Below are 20,599 nucleotides of genomic sequence, written 5' to 3' on the forward strand. Positions count from 1 at the left end.
ACCCGCCGGCCGCACCGGCCGGGCGCTCGCCCTCTTCGGGCGGGTGACCGCAGCCGTCACCCGCACCACCGCGGCCGGAGCGACGGCCGCGGCCCCCGCCGGAGGCACCGACCCCGCCGGAGCCCTGCGGGTCGTCGAGGCGCCGGAAGCGGACGACCGGGCGCTGACGGACGTCGGGGCGGAGCGCGCCGCCGCCCTCGCCCTCGTCCACGAGGACGACGAGACCAACATCCGGGCCGCGCTCACCGCCCGCCGCCTCAACCCCCGGCTGCGCCTGGTGATCCGGCTCTACAACCGCAAGCTGGGCCAGCACCTGGAAACCCTCCTCGACCAGGCCGCCGCCGTCGCCGAACCGGGGCTCGACCCCGAGAAGCTCGACGCCGCCACCACCGTCCTCTCCGACGTCGACACCGCCGCTCCCGCCCTCGCCGCGGCCGCCGTCGCGGGCACCAGCAAGGTGGTCCAGGCCGGGGGACTGCTGCTGCACGCCGTCGACCGGCCGCCCGTCGCCGGCCAGGCGCCCGACCCCGGGCTCTGCACGCTCGCCCTGCTCTCGGCCACCGCCGGCGACCCGGCCGGCTGCGAGGGCTCCGAGCACAGCGGCGACGCGGGCCCCCGGCTCCTGCCCGACGACCGGACGGTCGCCGCCGCCACCGGACGGGCCGCCGTTACCCTCGAAGCGGTCACCCCGGCGGACCCGGCCCTCCCGGCGGCCCGCCTCGCCGCCTCCGCGCTGCCCGTCGCCTCGCTCTTCTCCCGCCGCCTGCGCTGGTCCCTCGCCGGCGCCGTCGCCGCCGTCCTCGCGCTCGCCCTCGCCTCCACCTTCACCACCGGCGACCACCCCCTGCACGCCGCCTATCTGACGCTGCTCGACATCTTCGCCATCGGCGACCCGGCGGTCGGAGAACCGACCGGCCGTCAGGTCCTGCAGATCCTCGCCGGGTTCGTCGGCCTCCTCCTGCTCCCGGTGATCGTCGCGGCCCTCCTCGAAGGCCTCGGCACCTTCCGCACCGCGACCACCCTGCGCCGCCCGCCGCGCGGCCTCTCCGGCCACGTCGTCCTCCTCGGGCTCGGCAAGGTCGGCACCCGTGTCCTCGCCCGGCTCCGGAGACTGAACATCCCGGTGGTGTGCGTCGAATCCGACCCCGAGGCCCGGGGCATCGCCGTCGCCCGCAGGCTGCGCGTCCCCACCGTCATCGGCGACGTCACCGAGGAAGGCGTCCTGGAGGCGGCCCGCATCCACCGCGCGCACGCCCTCCTGGCCCTGACCAGCGTCGACATCACCAATCTGGAGGCCGCGCTGTCGGCCCGCGCCGTCACCCCCGACCTGCGGGTCGTGCTGCGGCTCTACGACGACGACTTCGCCACCGCCGTCTTCCGCACCCTGCGCACCGCCCACCCCGGGGCCCTCACCCGCAGCCGCAGCGTCTCCCACCTCGCCGCGCCCGCCTTCGCGGGCGCCATGATGGGCCGCCGGATCCTCGGAGCCGTGCCCGTCGAGCGCCGGGTCCTCCTCTTCGCCGCCGTGGACGTCGCCGACCACCCGCTCCTGGACGGCCGGACGGTCGCCGAGGCCTTCCGCCCCGGCGCCTGGCGGGTCATCGCGCTCGACGGCGGCGGCCACGGCCCCTCCGGCCAGGGCTGGCGCCTCGCGCCCGAGCGGATCCTCGGCCCCGGGGACCGGGTCGTCGTGGCCGCCACCCGCCGGGGCCTGGCCGAACTCCTCGGCCGGGGCGACCGAGGAGCTCAGGGCGATCCGTTCGCTCGGGGCGACCGAGGCGCCAGAGGGTCGGCCGATACGAGCGCGGCGGACTGACCGACGGGAGCGAGCGGCGCGGCCGGGGCCGGCCCGGTGCCGCGGGCGGCGTGCGGCGGGGAGAGCGCGCCGGACAAGTCCGTACGAACAGAGCGGGGTTGACCGTAGGATCTGACCGCTCACGTGCCGAGACGACCCGCGTCCGCAGTCAGGAGTCCCTTCCTTGAACACACCGCACACCACCCCGGCCGCCGGCCGTCCGCCGTACCGCATGGACCCGGCGGGCGGCTGCCCCCACGCGGCGAACGCCCGGCTGCTCGCCGAGGGCGCCGTGGCCCCCGTGGTGCTGCCCGGCGAGATCGATGGCATGGCGGTGCTCGGCCACGACGCGCTGCGCGACTTCCTCTCCCACCCCGACGTCGCCAAGGGCCCCCAGCACTTCACCGCCCTCACCGAGGGCCGCATACCCGACGGCTGGCCGCTGCGGACCTTCGCCACCGTGCCCGGGATGACCACCGCCGACGGCGCCGACCACCGCCGGCTGCGCACCCTCGTCAGCAGCGCCTTCACCGCCCGCCGGGTCGAGGAGCTCCGACCCCGCGTCGAGGCCGTCACGGCGGGACTCCTCGACGGACTCGCGGAAGCCGCCTCCGCCGGCGACGGCGTCGCCGATCTGCGCCGCCACTACGCGCTGCCCCTGCCGCTCGGCGTCATCTGCGAACTCCTCGGCGTCGACCCGGCCCACCAGGACCGACTGCACCACCTCTCCAGCCTGGTCGTCGCCACCGACACCGAGCCCGCCCGCGCCGTCGCCGCCAACCGCGAACTCGTCGAGCTCCTGGGCTCCATCGCCGCCGACAAGGCCGCCGCGCCCGGCGACGACCTCACCAGCGCCCTCATCGCCGCCCGGGACGAGGGCGGCGACCGGCTCAGCCAGCCCGAGCTCATCGGCACGCTGCTCCTGATGATCATCGCGGGCCACGAGACCACCCTGAACCTCGTCACCAACGCGGTCCGCGCGCTCTGCACCCACCGCGACCAGCTCGCCCTCGTCCTCGACGGCCGCGCCGACTGGGCCGACGTGGTGGAGGAGACCCTCCGCTGGGACAGCCCGGTCAGCTACTTCCCGTTCCGCTACCCCACCCGCGACCTCACCGTGGACGGCACCCTCATCCCCCGGGGCACCCCCGTCCTCGCCGGATACTCGGCGGCGGGCCGCGACACGAAGGCGCACGGCCCGGACGCCGACCGCTTCGACATCACCCGCGCCGCGACGGTCAAGCACCTCTCGCTCGGCCACGGCCCCCACTACTGCCTGGGCGCCCCGCTCGCCCGGCTGGAGGCCGCGATCGCCCTGGAGGCGCTCTTCACCCGCTTCCCCGGCCTGGACCTCGCGGTCCCCGAGGCCGGGCTGACCCGTCACTCCGGCTTCGTCGGCAACAGCGTCCGGGCCCTCCCCGTCCGCTTGGGCGCCTGACCGCGCGCCGCCCTCAGCCGGTCCGTCCCCAGGCGCTCGCGGGGGAGGCCCGCAGGGAGGAGACGAGGCGCAGCAGCCGGTCCTCGTTCCCGGCGAGGCCCGCTGCGCGGAGCGCCTCGTCCGCCTCCGCCATGGGGTGGGTGAGCATCACTCCCGCGTACGGGGCGAGCTGCGGGTCGGTCAGCACGGCCTGCGTGGACTCCAGCAGTCGCAGGTACGCCTGGGCGGCCGCGCGCTCGCTGGCGGTGATCGTGGTCATGTCGGGCTCCCTCTCGACAGTTCGGCGCTCACCACCTTCTCGTACGGGTCTGACAATCGGGCTCAGGCCCGTCCGTCGAGGTGGGCCGACAGCCGTTCCAGGAACACCCGCTGTCCGGAGACGAGCAGCGGGACGGCGGCCTCCGGCGCGAACCAGCCCACCCGGTCGATCTCCGGGAACGCCTCCCGGACGCCCGACCGGGGCGGCCACTCCATGACGAAGGTCCCCGGCACCACGTCGGCCGGGTCGAGGTCGCCCTCGACGGCCCACACGGTGACGAGCTTCCCGTTCCGCTGGCGGGCCTCGCCGAGGGGGAACCACTCGCCGTCGGGGGCGGGGAGGCCCAGCTCCTCCAGGAACTCACGCCGTGCCGCGGCCTCGGGAGCCTCGTCGGGCTCGTACTCCCCCTTGGGGATCGACCAGGCGGACTCCTCGCGGGACGACCAGAAGGGCCCGCCCATGTGACCGATGAGGACCTCGACGCCCCCTCCCGCCGTACGGCGGAAGACCAGAAGACCCGCGCTGCGCTTGTCCGGCATGCGCCCCAGTCTGGCCGAAGGATCCGGCCGCCGCAGCACCCTTCGCGGTTTCCGTCCCTATTCCTCCGCTTCGACCGTCACCGGACCGCCCGCGAGGTCCACGCCGCTCGTCCACCGGGCCCCGAGCCGCACCGAACGCCAGGGGACGAGCGTCCCGCTCAGCCGCTCCCGCCGCAGCGGGACACCGTCCTGGGCGACGGTCAGGACCGGGCGCGCGAGCCGCCGGTCCGGCCGCACGAGGAGGGAGGCGGCCTCCGGGCCCAGCAGACCGGGCGTCACCCACCGCAGCGGGCCCACCGCCGTCACGGGCACCCCGGTGGCCGGCCAGGGGCGGCCGGCGAGCCGTTCGAGCACCGGCCCGGCCACCGCGCGCCCCTCGGCGGCGGCCACGAGCGCCGGCTCCACCCCGCGCAGGAGGTTGCCGACGGCGAAGACCCCGGGCTCGGCGGTGCGGAAGCCCCGGTCCGTCAGGGGGCCCCGGGCGCCGGGCGCGAGCGGCAGTCCGCGGGCGCGGACGAGTTCGTGGTCCGGGATCCAGTCGCCGGTGAAGACCACCGTGTCGCACCGCAGCACGCCCGTCCGCCCGTCCCCGCCCCGCACCGCGACCCCCGTCAGTCGGCCGCGTCCGAGGAGTTCCGTCACGACCGCGCCGGCGAGGACGGGTGCTCCGGCGGACGTGACGGCGGGGCAGGGACGTTCGGCGACGACGGCCGCCACCTCCACCCCGGCCGCGCGCAGCGTCCGCACCGCGCCCCGTGCCACCGGATCGCCGCCGACGACCACCGCCCGGCGTCCCACGTGCTCCGGCCGCGGCCCGAACCGCCGGACGGTCCGCTGGAGCTCACCCGTGGTCAGCACCCCCGCGGGCCGCGTGCCCGGCACGAGCCGGGCGCTGCGGGGCCGTTCGCGGGCTCCGGTGGCGAGGACCACCGCGCCCGCCCGGATGCGTTCGAGGCCGGTCGGGGCGGTGACGTCCAGGGTCAGGGGGCCGGCCCAGCCGGTGGCCGAGACGCCGGTGCGGACCGTCGCCCCCGCCCGCAGCGCCTCCCGCACCGCGCGCCGCGCGTACGCCGGTCCGTCCAGGGCGCGCCCCCGGGCGTCCGCGCCGAATCCCGGCCGGGAGCAGTGGCGCGGCACCCCGCCGGCCGTGGCCTCCCGCTCCAGGACCTCGACGCGGCCCGTGCCCGCCGCCGCGAGCCGTGCCGCCGCGGCGAGCCCGGCGGGGCCCGCGCCCACGACGAGGACGTCGACCGTACGGGTCACGACGTCCCCTCCCCGTACGACGGCATCCGGCCCACCGCGCCCGTCCCCGTACCCGCCGCCCGGCTCACCGTGCTTCCACCCCGTACGACACCGCCCGGCTCACCGAGCCCCGTCCCCGTGCCCGCCGCCCAGCTCACCGTGCCCGTCCCGTACGACACCGCCCGGCTCACCGCGCCCCCTCCCCGTGCCGCACCGCGCCGTCCCCTTCCCGCGCCCGTTCCTCGAACAGCGCCCGCACCTCCGCGCCGCAGTGGTGGCCCTGGCAGCGGCCGCCGCGGGCGCGCGTCCTGCGCCGCAGCCCGTCGAGGCCGCCGGGCGGGATCGTCGAGGCGAGCGCGGCCCGGATCTCGCCCCGGGTGACCCGCTCGCAGTGGCAGACGATCGTCCCGAACTCCGGTTCGCGGGCGATGAGTCCGGCGTCCCGGTACGGGCGGGGGAAGGCCTCGCCGAGGTTCGGCATACGGACCGGGGCGAGCGGGCGGGCCGGCCCCGGGTCGAGGCCGCAGTCCGCGAGGAGGCCGAGCACGTGCTCGGCGATGGCCAGGGAGGCGGTGAGCCCGGTGGACCGGATCCCGCCCACCGTCACGTACCGCAGCCCGGGGTGGGCGGCGATCCGGTAGTCCTCCTGTCCGGTGGCGGCCCGCAGTCCCGCGTAGACGGCGGTGACCTCCTCGTCGAGGAGGGCGGGGAGGATCCGGCCGCCCTGCTCCCGCAGGCCGGCGAGGCCCTCCGCCGTCGTGCCCGTGGCGGTCTTGTCGGCCAGGTCCTCGGCGGTGGGCCCGAGCATGACGTTCCCGTACACCGTGGGCGAGACGAGCACGCCCTTGCCGAGCGGGCCGGGTACCGGCAGCAGGATGTGCCGGACCAGGTCGCGGGCGAACTTGTCGAAGACGAGCAGCTGGCCCCGGCGCGGGGTGACGGTGAAGTCCTCCCGGCCGACCAGCGCGTCGAAGGCGTCGGCGTGGAGACCGCAGGCGTTCACGAGGAGACGGGTCCGCAGCACCCCGCGCCGGGTGACGAGCCGGTGGTACGGATCGCCCGGTCGCACCTTCTCCACCCGGCAGTTCAGATGCAGGTCGACGCCGGAGCGGACGGCCTGCGTGGCGTACGCGAGGGTGGTCGTCCACGGGCAGATCACGGACTCGCCCGGCACCTCGAGGGCTCCCAGGGCGCCGGGGCCCAAGTGCGGTTCGCGCAAGGCGAGTTCCTCGGCGGTGAGCAGCCGTGTGGTGCGGTGGCCGTTGCGCTCCGCCTTCTCGGCGAGCCGGGGGAGCGCCGCCCGCTGCTGCTCGTCCCAGGCGACGAGCAGCGCCCCGAGCGGCTCCACCGGGATGCCCGCCTCCCGCGCGTACGCGCCGAGCAGGCGGTGTCCCTCGCGCACCAGCCGGGCTTCCAGGGTGCCGGGCACCGCGTCGAAACCGGTGTGCAGGATGGCCGTGTTGGCCTTCGAGGTGCCGTCGCCGACGTCGTTCGCGGCGTCCACGAGCGCGGTCCGCAGCGGGTGGCGGCCCAGGGCCCGGGCGATCGCGGAACCGACGACCCCCGCGCCGACGACCACGACGTCGTACTCCGCGGCCCCGCCGGCGGGCAGCGGCCCGGTCCGCGTCACGCTCATGCGGCCCCGCCGCCGGCACCCGCACCGGCCGCGCCCGCCGACCGCTCCACAAGCGCCGACACCTCCGCCCGGAAGCGCGCCAGGCGCGCCGCCGCCTCGTCGCCCGGGATCCGGGGCTCGTACACGGCCGAGGGCTTCCACTCCGGCACGGCCTCGCGGAGCGTGAGCCCCGGCCGGTGTCCGAGCCGGGCGACCGCGCCGACCCCGAGCGCCGTGGCGTCGGGCAGCGAGGAGACCTCGACGGGGAGCTGCAGCAGATCGGCCTGGGTCTGCATGAGCAGCGCCGACCGGGTCAGACCGCCGTCGGCGCGCAGCGAGGTCAGCGGCGCGCCCCGGCCCGAGGCGGCGGCCGCGGCGAGCTCCACCACCTGGGCGGCGATGCCCTCGCACAGGGCGCGCACCAGATGGCCCGGCCCGGTGTCCAGGCCGAGGCCGGTGAGCGAGCCGCGCACGTCCCCCCGCCACCAGGGCGCGGCGAGCCCCGCGAAGGCGGGGACGAAGGTGACGCCGCCGGCGTCCGGGACGCCGGCGCCGACCGCGTCGAGCTCCCCGGCACCGGAGATCACGCCCAGGTCGGTGAGCCAGCGCACGGCCGAGGCGACCGTGTACACCTGGCCGTCGAGGCAGTGGGTGACGCGCCCGCCGAGCCGCCAGGCCACGCAGCTCACGAGCCCGGAGGCGGTGCGCCGCGGTTCGGAACCGGTCTGCGCGAGGAGGAAGGCGCCGGTGCCGTAGGTGCACTTGGCGGCGGCGGGGTCGTCCGCGCTCTGCGTGAGCAGCGCCGCCTGCTGGTCCACCAGGAGGCCGGTGAGCGGCAGCGCGGGGCCGAAAGCGGTCGTGGTGCCGACCGGGGCGTCGCAGTCCACGACCCGGGGGAGCGCCTCGCCGCCGAGTCCGTACAGGTCGAGGGCGGTCTCCGACCAGGCGACCGTGTCGAGGTCGAGGAGACCGGTCCGTCCGGCGGTCGCCGCGTCCGTGACGAACGCGCCCGTGAGGCGGTGGACGAGCCAGGCGTCGCTGGTGGTGACCACTCCGGCGCCGGTGGCGTGGCGGCGGATCCAGGCCATCTTGGGCGCGGCGAAGTAGGGGTCGACCGGAAGGCCGGTGAGACGGCGCAGCTCCTCGGCACGGTCGCCGAGACCGGCACAGACCGAGGCGGCCCTGCGGTCCTGCCAGACGAGGGCGTCGGTGAGCGGTTCCCCGGTGGCGGGGTCCCAGGCGAGCACGGTCTCGCCCTGGTTGGCGAGACCCACGGCGACGACCGGCACGTCCGCCTCGGCGAGCGCCGTCCGTCCGGCGGCGACCACGGAGTCGTACAGCTCACGCGGGTCGACCTCGACCAGGCCGCCGGGGAGGTGGCGGGGCCGGACGGGTGCCGTCCCGGTGCCGACGACACCCCGCTCGGGGCAGAGGACGAGGGCCTTCGTGCCCGACGTGCCCTGGTCGACGGCGAGTACCGCTCCGACCGTCATCCCGCTGCTCCCTCGCTCGAACCCGCTCGGTGATCAAGCGGTCACCGAAAAGGGTCAGGGTGCCGCCGCCGGGGGGCTTCGTCAAGGCTCGGCGGCGGAGCACGTCAGGTCGCCGGGCATACCTGACAGTAAGTCAAATTCAGTCGTTGTCTTAATAGTTACCGTCAAGAAAGAAAGTGGACCGGTCGCGTCCAGAGCCCTCTATAGTGATCGCCGATCAACGGCCGGGACGCCCGCCGAGGGACTGACCACCCCCTCCATCCACCGAGGACCCATGTCATCCACACCACGCCCCACCCCCTGATGGCCGGACACGGATTCCGGCCCGTCTACCACCCCGCCGGCCATGACCACGCCCTGCGCAACGCCGTCCAGGACTTACGCACCGGCCGCTGGGTGTCCATGGCCCGTCTCCTCGACGAGACCTCCGACTGGGAGACCTGGACCCGGCGCACCCAGGTCCTCGCCGCCGTCGCCGCGGGCAGCGACGTCGTCCCCATCTGGCGCGCGGAACAGCCCGACAGTCCCGCCGCCGCCGTGATGCACAGCCGGGTCGCCGTCGAACGCGCCGTCCGCGCCCACCGGGCCGGCCACGCCCGGACCCGGGAACTCTGGCAGGAGGCCCTGACCGCCTGCCGCGAGGCCTCCGACCGGTCGCCCGCCGACCCCGTGCCCTGGATCGGCCTGATCGCCCTCGCCGTCCTCGACGGCCGCCAGCGCATGCCCGAGCACCGGCTCACCCCACCGGCACCCATGCTGCCGCCCGGACCCTGGGGCCTGCTCGCCGAGGTGGAGAAGCGGGACCCGCACAACCGCGAGGCCCACCACCGCATGCTGCAGTTCGTCTATGCCCGGCGGTCCGGACCCCTCTCCGAGGCCGTCAACTACTGCTACTGGGCTGCCGGTTCGGCACCCGTCGGCTCCGCCCTGCACGCCCTCCCGCTCTACGTCCGCGTCGAACGCTACCGGCGCGAACGCGGCCACGAACGCGCCCTCGACCTCCACTGGGTCGCCGAGGACGCCGTCCGCGACGCCCAGCGCGCCCTCGACACCTGGTTCCTCTTCTGCGCCACCGACGAGGCCTCGCTGCTCGACCTCAACCACCTGGCGCACGCCCTCTCCGGCGCCCTCCGCTTCGCCGACGCGGCCCGGGTCTTCCAGGCCCTCGGCCCGTACTACACGACCCTCCCGTGGGCCTACCGCACCGCTCGCCAGGACGACCGCGCCCTCGCCGAGGAGGTCTTCCTGCGCGCCCGCGCCCGCTGTCTCGGCGGCTGACGCGCCACCGCGCCACCGCTTCCACCCCCACCCCCGCTCTCCCCGTCCCCCGGAGGTCCCCATGGCCCGCACCGACGCCCCCTTCGACGCGATACGCAAGCCACCGCCGGCCCAGGACGAGGAGGCGAGACTCAGAGAGCTCGGCTACCAGCCCGTCCTCGCCCGCCGCATGGACGGCTTCGGCAACTTCGCCATCAGCTTCTCCGTCATCTCCGTCCTCTCCGGCTGCATGACCCTCTACGGCTTCGGCCTGGGCACCGGCGGCCCCTCCGTCATGCTGTGGGGCTGGGCCGGCGTCGGCCTCTTCGTCCTGTGCGTCGGCCTCGCCCTCGCCGAGGTCACCAGCGCCTACCCGACCTCCGGCGCCCTCTACTACATGGCCGACCGGCTCGGCGGCCGCCGCTGGGGCTGGTACACCGGCTGGCTGAACCTGCTCGGCCTGCTCGGCGCCATCGCCGGCATCGACTACGGCGCCGCCCTCTTCACCGGAGCCTTCCTCAACCTCCAGTGGGGCTTCGTGCCGACCCCGGGCTCCACCTTCCTCATCTTCCTCGCGATCCTCCTGCTCCACGCCGGACTCAACCTCTTCGGCGTCCGCCTCGTCAGCGTCCTCAACTCGGTCAGCGTCTGGTGGCACCTGGTCGGCGTCGCCGTCATCGTCGGCGCGCTCGCGTTCGTCCCCGACCGGCACCAGTCCGTCGACTTCGTCCTGACCGAGTTCGTCAACGACACCGGCTGGGCCAACCCGTTCTACGTCGCCGCGATCGGCCTGCTCCTCGCCCAGTACACCTTCTCCGGCTACGACGCCTCGGCCCACCTGTCCGAGGAGACCTCCAACGCCTCGGTCAGCGCCGCCAAGGGCATCGTCCGGTCCATCTGGGTCTCCTGGCTCGCCGGTTTCGCGCTCCTCGCCGGACTCACCTTCGCGATCCAGGACTACGCGGCCACGCAGAACAGCGCCACCGGCGTCCCGCCCGCCCAGATCTTCCTCGACGCGCTCGGCTCCCGCGGCGCCGCCGTCCTGCTGCTCGTCGTGATCGTCGCCCAGCTCTTCTGCGGCAACGCCGAGGTGGCCGCCGCCAGCCGCATGGTCTTCGCCTTCAGCCGCGACAACGCCCTTCCCGGCTCCGCCCTCTGGCGCAAGGTCAGCGGCAGCACCCAGACCCCCGTCCCCGCAGTCTGGCTCGCGGTCGCCGTGGCCGCACTGCTCGCCGTCCCCTCGCTCTACTCGGCCACGGCCTACGGCGCCGTCACCGCGATCAACGTCATCGGCATCACCCCCGCGTACGCCATCCCCGTCTATCTGCGGCTGCGCGCCGGAAACCGCTTCGTTCCCGGCCCGTGGAGCCTCGGCCGCTGGAGCAGGCCGATCGGCTGGATCGCCGTCGTCTGGGTGGCCTTCGTGACCGTCCTCTTCTGCCTGCCGCAGAAGTCCCCGGTGAACGTCGACACCATGAACTACGCCGCGATCGCGCTCGTCGTCGTCCTCCTCCTCGCCAGCGTCTGGTGGTACGTCGCCCGCCGCTCGTACGGCACGCCGACCGCGTACGGCACCGCCCGCGAGGAAGCCGAGATCGCCGAGGGGATCGTCTGACGCCGGATCCCGGCCCCGGGTGGCGTGTCCGATCCGGTCGGACACGCCCCCGTCCGCGTACCGCAGAGCGGACAGGGCGCGGTCAGGCGCTGAACTCGTAGGTCCAGGCGGCCGACTCGGCCGAGAAATCGATGTCCGTGATCTCCAGGGCGTGCCCGTGCTGGTCGCTGACGACCCGGTGGACGACCAGCCGGGCCGCACCGCCGGCCGTCGTCGTGGCCGGGCCGGGCGGGACGCCGACCGATTCGCGGTGGGTGATCCGCAGGCCGGCCTGGTGCATCCAGTGGTAGAGGAGCCGCAGGTCGGGCTGTCGACGGCAGTCCCCGCCCCGGCGGTACCGGGAGAGCTGGGGGATCTCGGCGAGGGCCGGCCGGGAGAACCACGACACCGCCCGCTGGAGCACCGCCCCGTGGGGTCCGCGGACCGTGTGCCGGTGGACGAGGGTCGGTTCTCCGGGGGCGAGCAGGAGCCGTGACGCCAGGGGGGCGGGCGGCGGTTCCCAGGCGAGCGAGGCCCGGACGAGCGCCTCGGCCGCCTGTGGCCCGCCGGGGAACGTCGGCCGGCGGATCGGGAGGGCGGGGGCGGCCGGTTCGGGTCCGGCCCCGTCGTCGGCGGCCGCGAAGGCGAAGGTGCCGCGTCGGTCGGTGACCACGAGCCCTTCGTCCCTGAGGAGCCGGAGCGCGCTGCGGACGGTCTGCCGGTTGACGTGGTAGCGCTGGGAAAGCGTCCGTTCCGACGGGAGCCGGCTGCCGGGGGGGATGTGCCGTCGGGTGAGGTCCTCGCGCAGGGCGGCGGCGACCCGGAGATAGAGCGGAACGTCCGCGACCGCCTCGGTTTCGGGCTCGGCCATGATCAACCCTCTCTTTGCTCAGCGTGACAGCATGGATCGCGTGGGTGATCAATTCCTATCATTGGTCTAAACCACTTGGCCAGGGCGGTCCGGCAGAGTGGCCGAAACGAGCGAGGCGCCTTGTAATGAGGTTCCAGGTGACCGGGCCGAGAACAAGTCGGCGGAAAGAGGCGGTGAGGCCGGATGACGACACCGTCGGAACGTGCCGCTCTGGGAAAGGCGGCCCGCAAACGCGTCCCCCGTGCCTCCCACGGCCGCTGGATACCCGGGTCACAACGCCCCGACCCGCTGGTGACCCTGGAGCGCGAGTCCATGGACCGGCTGCCCGACCTCGTTCCCCTCCGGTACGCCAGGATGGCGGTCTCCCCCTTCGCCTTCCTGCGCGGCGCCGCCGGCGTCATGGCCGCCGACCTCGGAGCCGAGCGCCACACCGGGCTCACCGTCCAGCTCTGCGGCGACGCCCACCTGCTCAACTTCGGCGTCTACGCCTCACCCGAACGGACGCTCCTCTTCGACGTGAACGACTTCGACGAGACCCTCCCGGGCCCCTTCGAATGGGACGTGAAGAGACTCGCGGCCAGCGTCACCGTCGCCTCCCTCCAGAACGGCAGCGCCAAGCCCAAGGCCCACCGCGCCGCGCTCGTCGCCGTGGAGTCGTACCGCACGACCATGCGCCGCCTCGCCGGCCTCGGCGAGCTCGACGTCTGGTACGAGCGGATCTCCGCCGACGACATCCTCCGCGTGGCACGCCGCGAGGACCGCGCCCGCCTCACGAAACGGCTCGCCGGCGCCCGTCGGCGCACCAGTCTCCAGGCCCTGGAGAAGCTCACCGAGAGGGACTCCGAGGGCGACCGGCACATCGTCGACGACCCGCCGCTCCTCGAACGCGTCACGGACGTCGACCGGATCACCCTCGGGAAGATCTTCAGCGACTACCGCAGCTCCCTCGCCGAGGAGCGCCGCGTCCTCCTCGACCGCTACCGCTTCGTCGATGCCGCCCGCAAGGTCGTGGGAGTCGGCAGCGTCGGCACCCGCTGCTTCGTCCTCCTCCTCGAAGGACGGGACGAGAACGACCCGCTCATCCTCCAGATCAAGGAGGCCGGACGCTCCGTCCTGGAGCAGTACCTGCCGCCGACCGCCCATTCCCACCAGGGCCGCCGCGTCGTCCACGGCCAGCGGCTCACCCAGGCCGCCAGCGACATCTTCCTCGGCTGGATGACCGGCCCCGAGCAACGCCACTTCTACTGGCGGCAGCTGCGCGACATGAAGGGCTCCGCCGAGGTGGAGACCATGTCCCCGGCCACCCTGCGGGACTACGCGCGGCTCTGCGGCCGGGCCCTGGCCCGCGCCCACGCCCGCTCCGGCGACCGCATCGCCATCGCCGCCTACCTCGGCACCTCGGACGTCTTCGACCGCGCCGTGGCCGACTTCGCGCTCGCCTACGCCGCGCAGAACGCCGACGACTACGCGGCACTCGGCGCGGCCATCGCCGCGGGCATGGTGACGGCGGCCCCGGGCGCCTGAACCGCTCGGAGCGGGGTCCGCGAGCGGAAGGCCGGCACGGAGCGGCCCCCGGCAACATCCGCTGTCCGCACCCGAGGCCGCCCGCGTCCGAGACCGGCACATGGGTTGAGCCGAGTTGAGGCGAGGGGCGGCGCTGGCAGGTCCACCGCCGCCCCTCGCGCCGCTAGCCGTCCGTACGGCGCAGCGGCGGTTCGGCCGGTGTCGCGTGGACCGGGCCGAAGAGCACCGCCCGTGCCACGGCGGGGGCGAACAGGACCGTCATCGGGGCGGTGAGGGTGATCGCCTTGCGGAAGGCCGCGCCGACGACCGGGTCGCCCGCCGCCCGCTCCTGCACCCGGCTCATGTACCAGCCGACCGCCTTGTCCAGCGGCCCGGGGGCGTCCTCGCCGCCGACGGCACCGGGCATCTTCTTGTCGGCGCCCGTCGAGACGTCCCATGCCTGCCGGGAGGCGTCGAGGAGGGCGCGCTGCACCTGCCGGGTGGTCGGGGTGCGCTTCGGGTCGGAGAGGGCCCGGCGCAGGGCGACGGCGGAGATCGCCGCCACCGCCATGCCCTGTCCGTAGACCGGGTTGAAGGCGCACAGGGCGTCGCCGGTGGCGAGGAAACCGGCCGGACGGCGGCCCGGACGGTCGTACCGGCGCCGGATGTTGGCGGTCTTGCGGAAGCCGTACACCGGGGACACCGGCTCCGCCCGCGCCAGCCACTCGCTGATCAGCGGGTGCGGCATCCGCTTCGCGAACTCCTCGAACGCCCCCTCCTCCGTGGGCGGTTCGTTGCCCCGGAGCCCCGAGAGGGTCACGAGGTGCGTCCCGTCGCCGACGGGCAGCACGACGGCCCCGTACTCCTGCTCGGGGTTGGGCACGATGAAGTAGCCCATGGCGTCGCTGTCCAGCGCCCCGGCCGGGGCGCGGTAGATCCGGGTGCTGTAGGCGAGACCGGTGTCGATGGTCTCCTCGTGCGGGGCCTCCGCGCCGATCGCCGCCAGCCAGTCCGCCGCCTTCGTCGACCTTCCGGAGGCGTCGACGACCAGATCGGCCTCCAGGACGCGGGTCTCCTTCTCGGCTCCCGCGCCGCGCTCCCGCAGCCGGACGCCGCGGACGCGTGAGGAGTCGCCGGTCAGGCCCACCGTCTCGTGGCCCTCGACCAGTTCGATCCGGGGGTCGGCGAACACCCGCTGCCGCACCAGCCACTCGAGCTGCGGGCGCGGGCCCGAGTAGAAGTGGACGGTGGCGGGCAGCCGGTGCATCCACCTGCCGTTCTGCCACTGGACCATGTCCTCGGGCACGCCCACCTTGGGCGCGCCGAGCTCGCGCAGCTCCTCCATGAACCCCGGCAGCAGCTCGTCGAACGCCTCCTGCCCGCCCGCGATGAGCACGTGCAGGTGCCGGCCCTGCGGGACGCCCGGCCGGGCGTCGGGCCCCTCCGGGTAGCGGTCGCGCTCGACGACCGTCACCTTCTCGGCGTGCTCGGCGAGCACCCGAGCGGCAAGCAGTCCAGCGAGACTTCCCCCGATGACCACCGCGTGACGTGTCGCACGGCGCCCCAAGTCGTCGGCCATACCCGCCCCTTCGTGTCGTGGAACTACAACTGACCAGTATCCACGTCGGTGCGGGCGCCGTCGCGTGCGCCGAGCCGCAGGTGCTCGATGTGGTAGACGGCCTCGTCGAGGAGCTGGGCGACGTGGTTGTCGTAGAGGCTGTACTCGATGCGGCGCCCCTGGCGGACGCCGGTGACCAGGCCGAGCGCGCGGAGCAGCCGGAGCTGGTGGGAGACGGCGGACTGCTCCATCTCGACGGCGGCGGCGAGCTCGGTGACGCCGCACGGGCCCTGGCGGAGCGTGGTGAGGATCATCAGCCGGGAGGGGGTGGCGAGGGCCTGGAGGGTGGCGGCGATGGTCGCCGCGGACTCGGCGTCCAGGTGGGGTGCGGGGGTGGTCCTGCCGTTCGCTCCGTGTCCCATGCGCTCATCGTAGCGGCGCTCGCACGTCAATAAGTGAAGACCTCTTCATGTGTTCGGGTATGGTGGTGGGCCTTCGCCACCGACGCGTGGCCGTCCCTCCCCGCCCCCCTCGAAAGAGGTGTCCTCCCCATGGCCCTCCCGGAGCTCGACACCCCGCAGGCCCCCACCCCGTCGCCCCCGTCCGCGCCGTCGCACCGCACCGGGGCCACGGCCCTGCCCGAGGTGCGCTGGGCGGCGCTCGCCGCCCTGGCCTTCCTCGCCGCCCTCCCGCTCGACCTGGCCGGCGCCCCGGCCTGGCTCTGGGGTCCGCTCTACGCGGTCTGCTACGCCGCCGGAGGCTGGGAACCCGCCTGGGCCGGGCTCCAGGCGCTGAAGGAGCGCTCCCTCGACGTCGACCTGCTCATGGTGGTCGCCGCGCTCGGAGCCGCGGCCATCGGCCAGTACCTCGACGGCGGGCTCCTCATCGTCATCTTCGCCGTCTCCGGCGCGCTGGAGGCCCTCGCCACCCGCCGCACCGCGGACTCCGTCCGCGGACTGCTCGACCTCGCCCCCGTCACCGCGGTCCGGCTCACGGGCGAGAGCTCAGACCACGAGGAGACCGTCGCGGCGGCCGCCCTCGCGATCGGCGACACCGTCCTCGTACGGCCCGGGGAGCGGCTCCCCGCCGACGGCACCGTCCTGCGCGGCACGAGCGACGTCGACCAGGCGAGCATCACCGGCGAGCCGCTCCCCGCCCCCAAGGCGGCGGGCGACACGGTCTTCGCCGGCACCCTCAACGGCTCCGGGGCGCTCCGCGTCCGCGTCGACAAGGACGCGGCCGACTCCGTCATCGCCCGGATCGTCGCCCTCGTCGAGGAGGCGAGCGCGACCAAGGCGCCCACCCAGCTCTTCGTGGAGAAGATCGAACAGCGCTACTCGGTCGGCGTCGTCGTCGCCACCCTGGCCCTCTTCGGCCTGCCCGTCGCCTTCGGCGCCGACCCCACCGAGGCCCTGCTCCGGGCGATGACCTTCATGATCGTCGCCTCGCCCTGTGCGGTGGTCCTCGCCACCATGCCGCCGTTGCTCTCCGCGATCGCCACGGCCGGACGCCACGGCGTCCTCGTCAAGTCGGCGGTCGTCATGGAACGGCTCGGCGCGGTGGACCGGGTCGCCCTCGACAAGACCGGCACCCTCACCGAGGGGACGCCGAAGGTGACCGCCGTCCACGGCGACGCGTCCGCCCTCGCCCTCGCCGCGGCCGCCGAACTGCCCAGCGAGCACCCGCTGGCCCGCGCCGTGGTGGCCGAGGCCCGCGCCCGCGGCCTGGAGATCCCCGAGGCGAGCGACTTCACCGCCGAGCCGGGGCAGGGGGTACGGGCGGTGGCCGGCGGTCACGAGGTGCGGGTCCGCCGGGCGGCGGGCAGCCACGCCGACACCGCCGTCGAGGTCCTCGTCGACGGAGCTCCCGCCGCCGTCCTCCACCTCTCCGACCGGCTCCGCGACGGCGCACCCGAGGCGGTCGCCGCCCTCGCCCGGCTCACCGGGACCGCCCCGGCGCTGCTGACGGGCGACAACGCGGGCGCGGCCGCCCGGATCGCCGCCGAAGCGGGGCTCACCGACGTCCGCGCCGGGCTCCTCCCGCACGAGAAGGCCGAGACCGTACGGGAGTGGGAGCGGGCGGGCGCCAAGGTGCTGCTCGTCGGCGACGGCGTCAACGACGCCCCGGCCCTCGCGGCCGCCCACGCCGGCATCGCCATGGGCCGGGCCGGCTCCGACCTCGCGCTGGAGACCGCCGACGCGGTCGTGGTCCGCGACGAACTCCGCGCGATCCCGGCCGTGGTGGCCCTCTCCCGCCGGGCCCGCCGTCTGGTCGTCCAGAACCTGGTGATCGCGGGCGTCTGCATCGGCGCGCTGGTCGTCTGGGACCTCGTCGGCCACCTTCCGCTCCCGCTCGGCGTCGCCGGCCACGAGGGCTCCACGGTGCTGGTGGGCCTGAACGGCCTGCGTCTGCTGCGGGACTCGGCGTGGCGAAGGGCGTCTGCGGGGGAGTCGTAGAACCGAGCTGTTGTCGCCGTGCCGCCATTGTGGGCAGTCGTTCCGCCGGGCCGGCGCCCACCCCTCGCGCCCCGTTGTGGGCGGTCGTTCCGCTGGGGCAAGGGGGTCCCCCCTGCTCGAGCGGAGCCGAGAGCTTGGGGGAGGGTGGGCACAACGGAACGGCGCCCCTTGCCGGCGCCCGAGGCTCCCGGGCCTGGACCCGCATCCCGTGCACGGCTTCCTGGTGGTGCGGGTCCAGGCGCGGAACGCGGAGGCGCCGCTATGGGCGCCGTCCCGTGTGCCCACACGGGCGGAAGCGCGGCCCGCACGGCGCGGGCTACTCCTCCCGCCCCAGCTCCGCCAGCGCGTTCGTCAGCCACTCCACCCAGAACCGCTCCAGATCCACCCCGCCCCGCAGGACGAGGTGGCGCAGCCGGTCCGGTTCGGTGCGGCGGCGCTCCGCCGGGAAGTCGCGGGCCTCGATCACGAGGTACTCGTCCAACTGGGCCTGGTGCAGGGCCAGATGGCGCGAAAGCTCGGCCCGCAGTCCCTCCGTGCCCACCATCGCCGCCGCCCGCATCCGCAGCAGCAGGGCGGACCGGAGCGGCTTCGGGTCCTCGGACTTCGCGACCCAGTCGCTCAGCTCCGCCCGGCCGGCGGGCAGCACCTCGTACTCCTTCTTCTGTCCCCGCGCGGGCACCGGAGCGGGCAGGGCGCGGATGTGCCCAGCCTGCTCCAGTTTCCCGAGCTCGCGGTAGATCTGCTGGTGCGTGGCCGACCAGAAGTAGCCGATCGACTTGTCGAAGCGGCGCGTCAGTTCGAGGCCGGAGGACGGCTTTTCGAGCAGCGCGGTGAGGATCGCGTGCGGGAGGGACATGCTCGCATCCTAGGTTCGGCCGGCCACGGTGATCACGGAGCGGTCGTCACAGGGTGGCGGCGAGCCGGGTGCCCTGGTCGATGGCCCGCTTCGCGTCCAGCTCGGCGGCGACGTCCGCGCCGCCGATGAGGTGCGCCGGGCGGCCCGCGGCGACCAGCTCCTCGTACAGGTCGCGGCGCGGCTCCTGACCGGCGCAGAGCACGATCGTGTCGACGGGCAGGACCTGCGCCTCGCCGTCGATCGTGACGTGCAGGCCGGCGTCGTCGATCCGCTCGTACGACACGCCCGCCACCATGGTGACGCCCCGGTGCTTGAGCTCGGTGCGGTGGATCCAGCCGGTCGTCTTGCCGAGGCCCGCGCCGACCTTGGTGGTCTTGCGCTGGAGCAGGTGCACCTGGCGCGGCGGCGCGTTCCGCTCGGGCGCGCGCAGTCCGCCGCGGTTCTCGTAGGAGGTGTCGACGCCCCACTGGCGGAAGTACGTCTCGGGGTCCTGGCTCGCGCCCTCGCCGCCGTCCGTGAGGAACTCGGCGACGTCGAAGCCGATGCCGCCGGCGCCGATGATCGCGACCCGGTCGCCGACCGGCGCGCCGTCCCGCAGCACGTCGAGGTAGCTGAGGACGCTGGGGTGGTCCTCGCCCGCGATGCCGGGCGTGCGGGGGGTGACGCCGGTCGCGACGACGACCTCGTCGTAGCCCTCCAGGTCGGCGGCGGACACGTACGTGTTCAGGCGGACGTCGATGCCGCGCTCGGCGAGCTGGACGCGGAAGTAGCGCAGCGTCTCGTCGAACTCCTCCTTGCCCGGCACCCGCTTGGCGATGTTCAGCTGGCCGCCGATCTCGGCGGCGCCGTCGAAGAGGGTGACGGTGTGACCGCGCTCGGCCGCGGACACCGCGCAGGAGAGCCCGGCCGGGCCCGCGCCGACGACGGCGACGCGCTTGGCGAGGCGGGTGGGGGAGAGGACCAGCTCGGTCTCGTGGCAGGCGCGCGGGTTGACCAGGCAGGAGGTGATCTTCAGGTTGAAGGTGTGGTCCAGGCAGGCCTGGTTGCAGCCGATGCAGGTGTTGATGGTGTCGGCGCGGCCGGCCGTCGCCTTGGCGACGAAGGCGGGGTCGGCGAGGAACGGGCGGGCCAGCGAGACCAGGTCGGCGCGACCGTCGGCGAGGATCTCCTCGGCGACCTCGGGGGTGTTGATGCGGTTGGAGGTGACGAGCGGCACGGAGACCGCGCCCATCAGCTTCTTCGTCACCCAGGTGTAGGCGCCGCGCGGCACGGAGGTGGCGATGGTGGGGATGCGCGCCTCGTGCCAGCCGATGCCGGTGTTGATGATGGTGGCGCCGGCTGCCTCGATCTCCTTGGCGAGGGAGACCACCTCGTCGAGGGTGGAGCCGCCGGGGACGAGGTCCAGCATGGAGAGGCGGTAGACGAGGATGAAGTCCTCGCCGACGCGCTCGCGGATCCGGCGGACGATCTCCAGCGGGAAGCGGACCCGGTTCTCGTACGAGCCGCCCCAGCGGTCGGTGCGCCGGTTGGTGGCGGCGGCGATGAACTCGTTGATGAGGTAGCCCTCGGAGCCCATCACCTCGACGCCGTCGTACCCGGCCTCCTTGGCCAGCTCGGCACAGCGCGCGTAGTCCTCGACGGTCTGCTCGACCTCTGCGCCGGTCAGCTCGTTCGGTACGAAGGGGCTGATGGGCGCCTTGATCGGGCTGGGGCCGACCAGGCCGGGGTGATAGGCGTAACGGCCGAAGTGCAGGATCTGCATGGCGATCCGGCCGCCCTCGGCGTGCACGGCGTCGGTGATCAGCCGGTGCTCGGCGACCTCCTCGGCCGTGGTCAGCTTGGCCCCGCCGTCCCAGGGGCGGCCGGCCTCGTTGGGCGCGATGCCGCCGGTGACGATGAGCCCCACGCCGCCCCGGGCACGCTCGGCGTAGAAGGCGGCCATGCGCTCGAAGCCGTGCTCGGTCTCCTCCAGGCCGACGTGCATCGACCCCATGATCACCCGGTTGGGCAGGGTGGTGAACCCGAGGTCGAGCGGGCTCAGCAGATGCTGGTACGGGGTCATGGGGGCGTCTCCTCGCGCAGGGGTCGTCGGCCTCAGTTCTAGGCGACCCCGCCGACCTTCT

Annotated in this window: 16 protein-coding genes; 6 read left to right on the plus strand and 10 right to left on the minus strand. The window is 74.7% G+C overall.

Features of this window, described 5'->3' with window-relative positions:
• Together K7G60_RS16630 and K7G60_RS16635 are read left to right on the plus strand one after the other, a co-directional pair.
• Positions 1-1,816, plus strand: a 1,816-nt coding sequence (locus K7G60_RS16630) for a TrkA family potassium uptake protein (protein ID WP_225801690.1), incomplete at its 5' end; no start/stop codon positions are given.
• 211 nt (positions 1,817-2,027) lie between these two features.
• A complete protein-coding gene (locus K7G60_RS16635; protein ID WP_225801760.1) occupies positions 2,028-3,233 on the plus strand; it encodes a cytochrome P450 in 1,206 nt (401 codons plus the stop codon).
• Between the two features lie 13 nt (positions 3,234-3,246).
• Here K7G60_RS16635 and K7G60_RS16640 read toward each other — a convergent pair whose 3' ends face one another.
• The 5 genes from K7G60_RS16640 to K7G60_RS16660 all read right to left on the minus strand — a co-directional run bounded on the left by K7G60_RS16640 (position 3,247) and on the right by K7G60_RS16660 (position 8,381).
• Complete coding sequence (locus K7G60_RS16640; RefSeq protein ID WP_225801691.1) at positions 3,247-3,492, minus strand: hypothetical protein; 246 nt, start codon at positions 3,490-3,492, stop codon at positions 3,247-3,249.
• Between the two features lie 62 nt (positions 3,493-3,554).
• Complete coding sequence (locus tag K7G60_RS16645; protein ID WP_225801692.1) at positions 3,555-4,031, minus strand: NUDIX domain-containing protein; 477 nt, start codon at positions 4,029-4,031, stop codon at positions 3,555-3,557.
• 57 nt (positions 4,032-4,088) lie between these two features.
• Positions 4,089-5,294: an FAD-dependent oxidoreductase gene (locus tag K7G60_RS16650; protein ID WP_225801693.1), complete on the minus strand. Its 1,206-nt coding sequence runs from the start codon at positions 5,292-5,294 to the stop codon at positions 4,089-4,091.
• A 166-nt stretch (positions 5,295-5,460) separates the two neighbouring features.
• Positions 5,461-6,909, minus strand: coding sequence for an FAD-dependent oxidoreductase (locus K7G60_RS16655; protein WP_225801694.1), 1,449 nt, complete (start codon positions 6,907-6,909; stop codon positions 5,461-5,463).
• The gene (locus K7G60_RS16660) at positions 6,906-8,381 is read right to left on the minus strand and encodes an FGGY family carbohydrate kinase (RefSeq protein ID WP_225801695.1); all 1,476 of its coding nucleotides are present in this window, start codon (positions 8,379-8,381) and stop codon (positions 6,906-6,908) included. The genes K7G60_RS16655 and K7G60_RS16660 overlap by 4 nt, the downstream gene beginning before the upstream one ends.
• A 303-nt stretch (positions 8,382-8,684) precedes the next feature.
• On the opposite strand from K7G60_RS16660, the gene K7G60_RS16665 reads away from it, so the two are divergent.
• Together K7G60_RS16665 and K7G60_RS16670 are read left to right on the plus strand one after the other, a co-directional pair.
• On the plus strand, positions 8,685-9,659 hold the full coding sequence (locus K7G60_RS16665) for a hypothetical protein (protein WP_225801696.1): 975 nt from the start codon (positions 8,685-8,687) through the stop codon (positions 9,657-9,659).
• A 61-nt stretch (positions 9,660-9,720) separates the two neighbouring features.
• Positions 9,721-11,253, plus strand: a complete 1,533-nt coding sequence (locus tag K7G60_RS16670) for an amino acid permease (protein WP_225801697.1) — start codon at positions 9,721-9,723, stop codon at positions 11,251-11,253.
• 82 nt (positions 11,254-11,335) lie between these two features.
• Here the strand turns inward: K7G60_RS16670 and K7G60_RS16675 are convergent, their stop codons facing one another.
• Positions 11,336-12,103 carry a GntR family transcriptional regulator gene (locus tag K7G60_RS16675; protein WP_225801698.1) on the minus strand — a complete coding sequence of 256 codons (768 nt, stop codon included), beginning with the start codon at positions 12,101-12,103 and terminating at the stop codon, positions 11,336-11,338.
• 183 nt (positions 12,104-12,286) lie between these two features.
• Between K7G60_RS16675 and K7G60_RS16680 the strand changes: the two genes are divergently transcribed.
• The gene (locus K7G60_RS16680) at positions 12,287-13,627 is read left to right on the plus strand and encodes a DUF2252 domain-containing protein (protein ID WP_225801699.1); all 1,341 of its coding nucleotides are present in this window, start codon (positions 12,287-12,289) and stop codon (positions 13,625-13,627) included.
• Positions 13,628-13,790: 163 nt separating this feature from the next.
• Here K7G60_RS16680 and K7G60_RS16685 read toward each other — a convergent pair whose 3' ends face one another.
• Both K7G60_RS16685 and K7G60_RS16690 read right to left on the minus strand, forming a co-directional pair.
• The gene (locus K7G60_RS16685; protein ID WP_225801700.1) at positions 13,791-15,185 is read right to left on the minus strand and encodes an NAD(P)/FAD-dependent oxidoreductase; all 1,395 of its coding nucleotides are present in this window, start codon (positions 15,183-15,185) and stop codon (positions 13,791-13,793) included.
• A 23-nt stretch (positions 15,186-15,208) separates the two neighbouring features.
• The gene (locus K7G60_RS16690) at positions 15,209-15,586 is read right to left on the minus strand and encodes a metalloregulator ArsR/SmtB family transcription factor (protein WP_225801701.1); all 378 of its coding nucleotides are present in this window, start codon (positions 15,584-15,586) and stop codon (positions 15,209-15,211) included.
• A gap of 129 nt (positions 15,587-15,715) precedes the next feature.
• Here K7G60_RS16690 and K7G60_RS16695 point away from each other — a divergent pair, with 129 nt between their 5' ends.
• Positions 15,716-17,620, plus strand: a complete 1,905-nt coding sequence (locus tag K7G60_RS16695; protein ID WP_225801702.1) for a heavy metal translocating P-type ATPase — start codon at positions 15,716-15,718, stop codon at positions 17,618-17,620.
• A gap of 316 nt (positions 17,621-17,936) precedes the next feature.
• Here the strand turns inward: K7G60_RS16695 and K7G60_RS16700 are convergent, their stop codons facing one another.
• Both K7G60_RS16700 and K7G60_RS16705 read right to left on the minus strand, forming a co-directional pair.
• Positions 17,937-18,476, minus strand: a complete 540-nt coding sequence (locus K7G60_RS16700; RefSeq protein WP_225801703.1) for a PadR family transcriptional regulator — start codon at positions 18,474-18,476, stop codon at positions 17,937-17,939.
• Between the two features lie 46 nt (positions 18,477-18,522).
• Positions 18,523-20,538, minus strand: a complete 2,016-nt coding sequence (locus K7G60_RS16705; protein ID WP_225801704.1) for an NADPH-dependent 2,4-dienoyl-CoA reductase — start codon at positions 20,536-20,538, stop codon at positions 18,523-18,525.
• Positions 20,539-20,599: the final 61 nt, after the last annotated feature.

It is taken from the genome of Streptomyces sp. NK15101, assembly GCF_020400725.1.
Classification (GTDB): domain Bacteria; phylum Actinomycetota; class Actinomycetes; order Streptomycetales; family Streptomycetaceae; genus Streptomyces.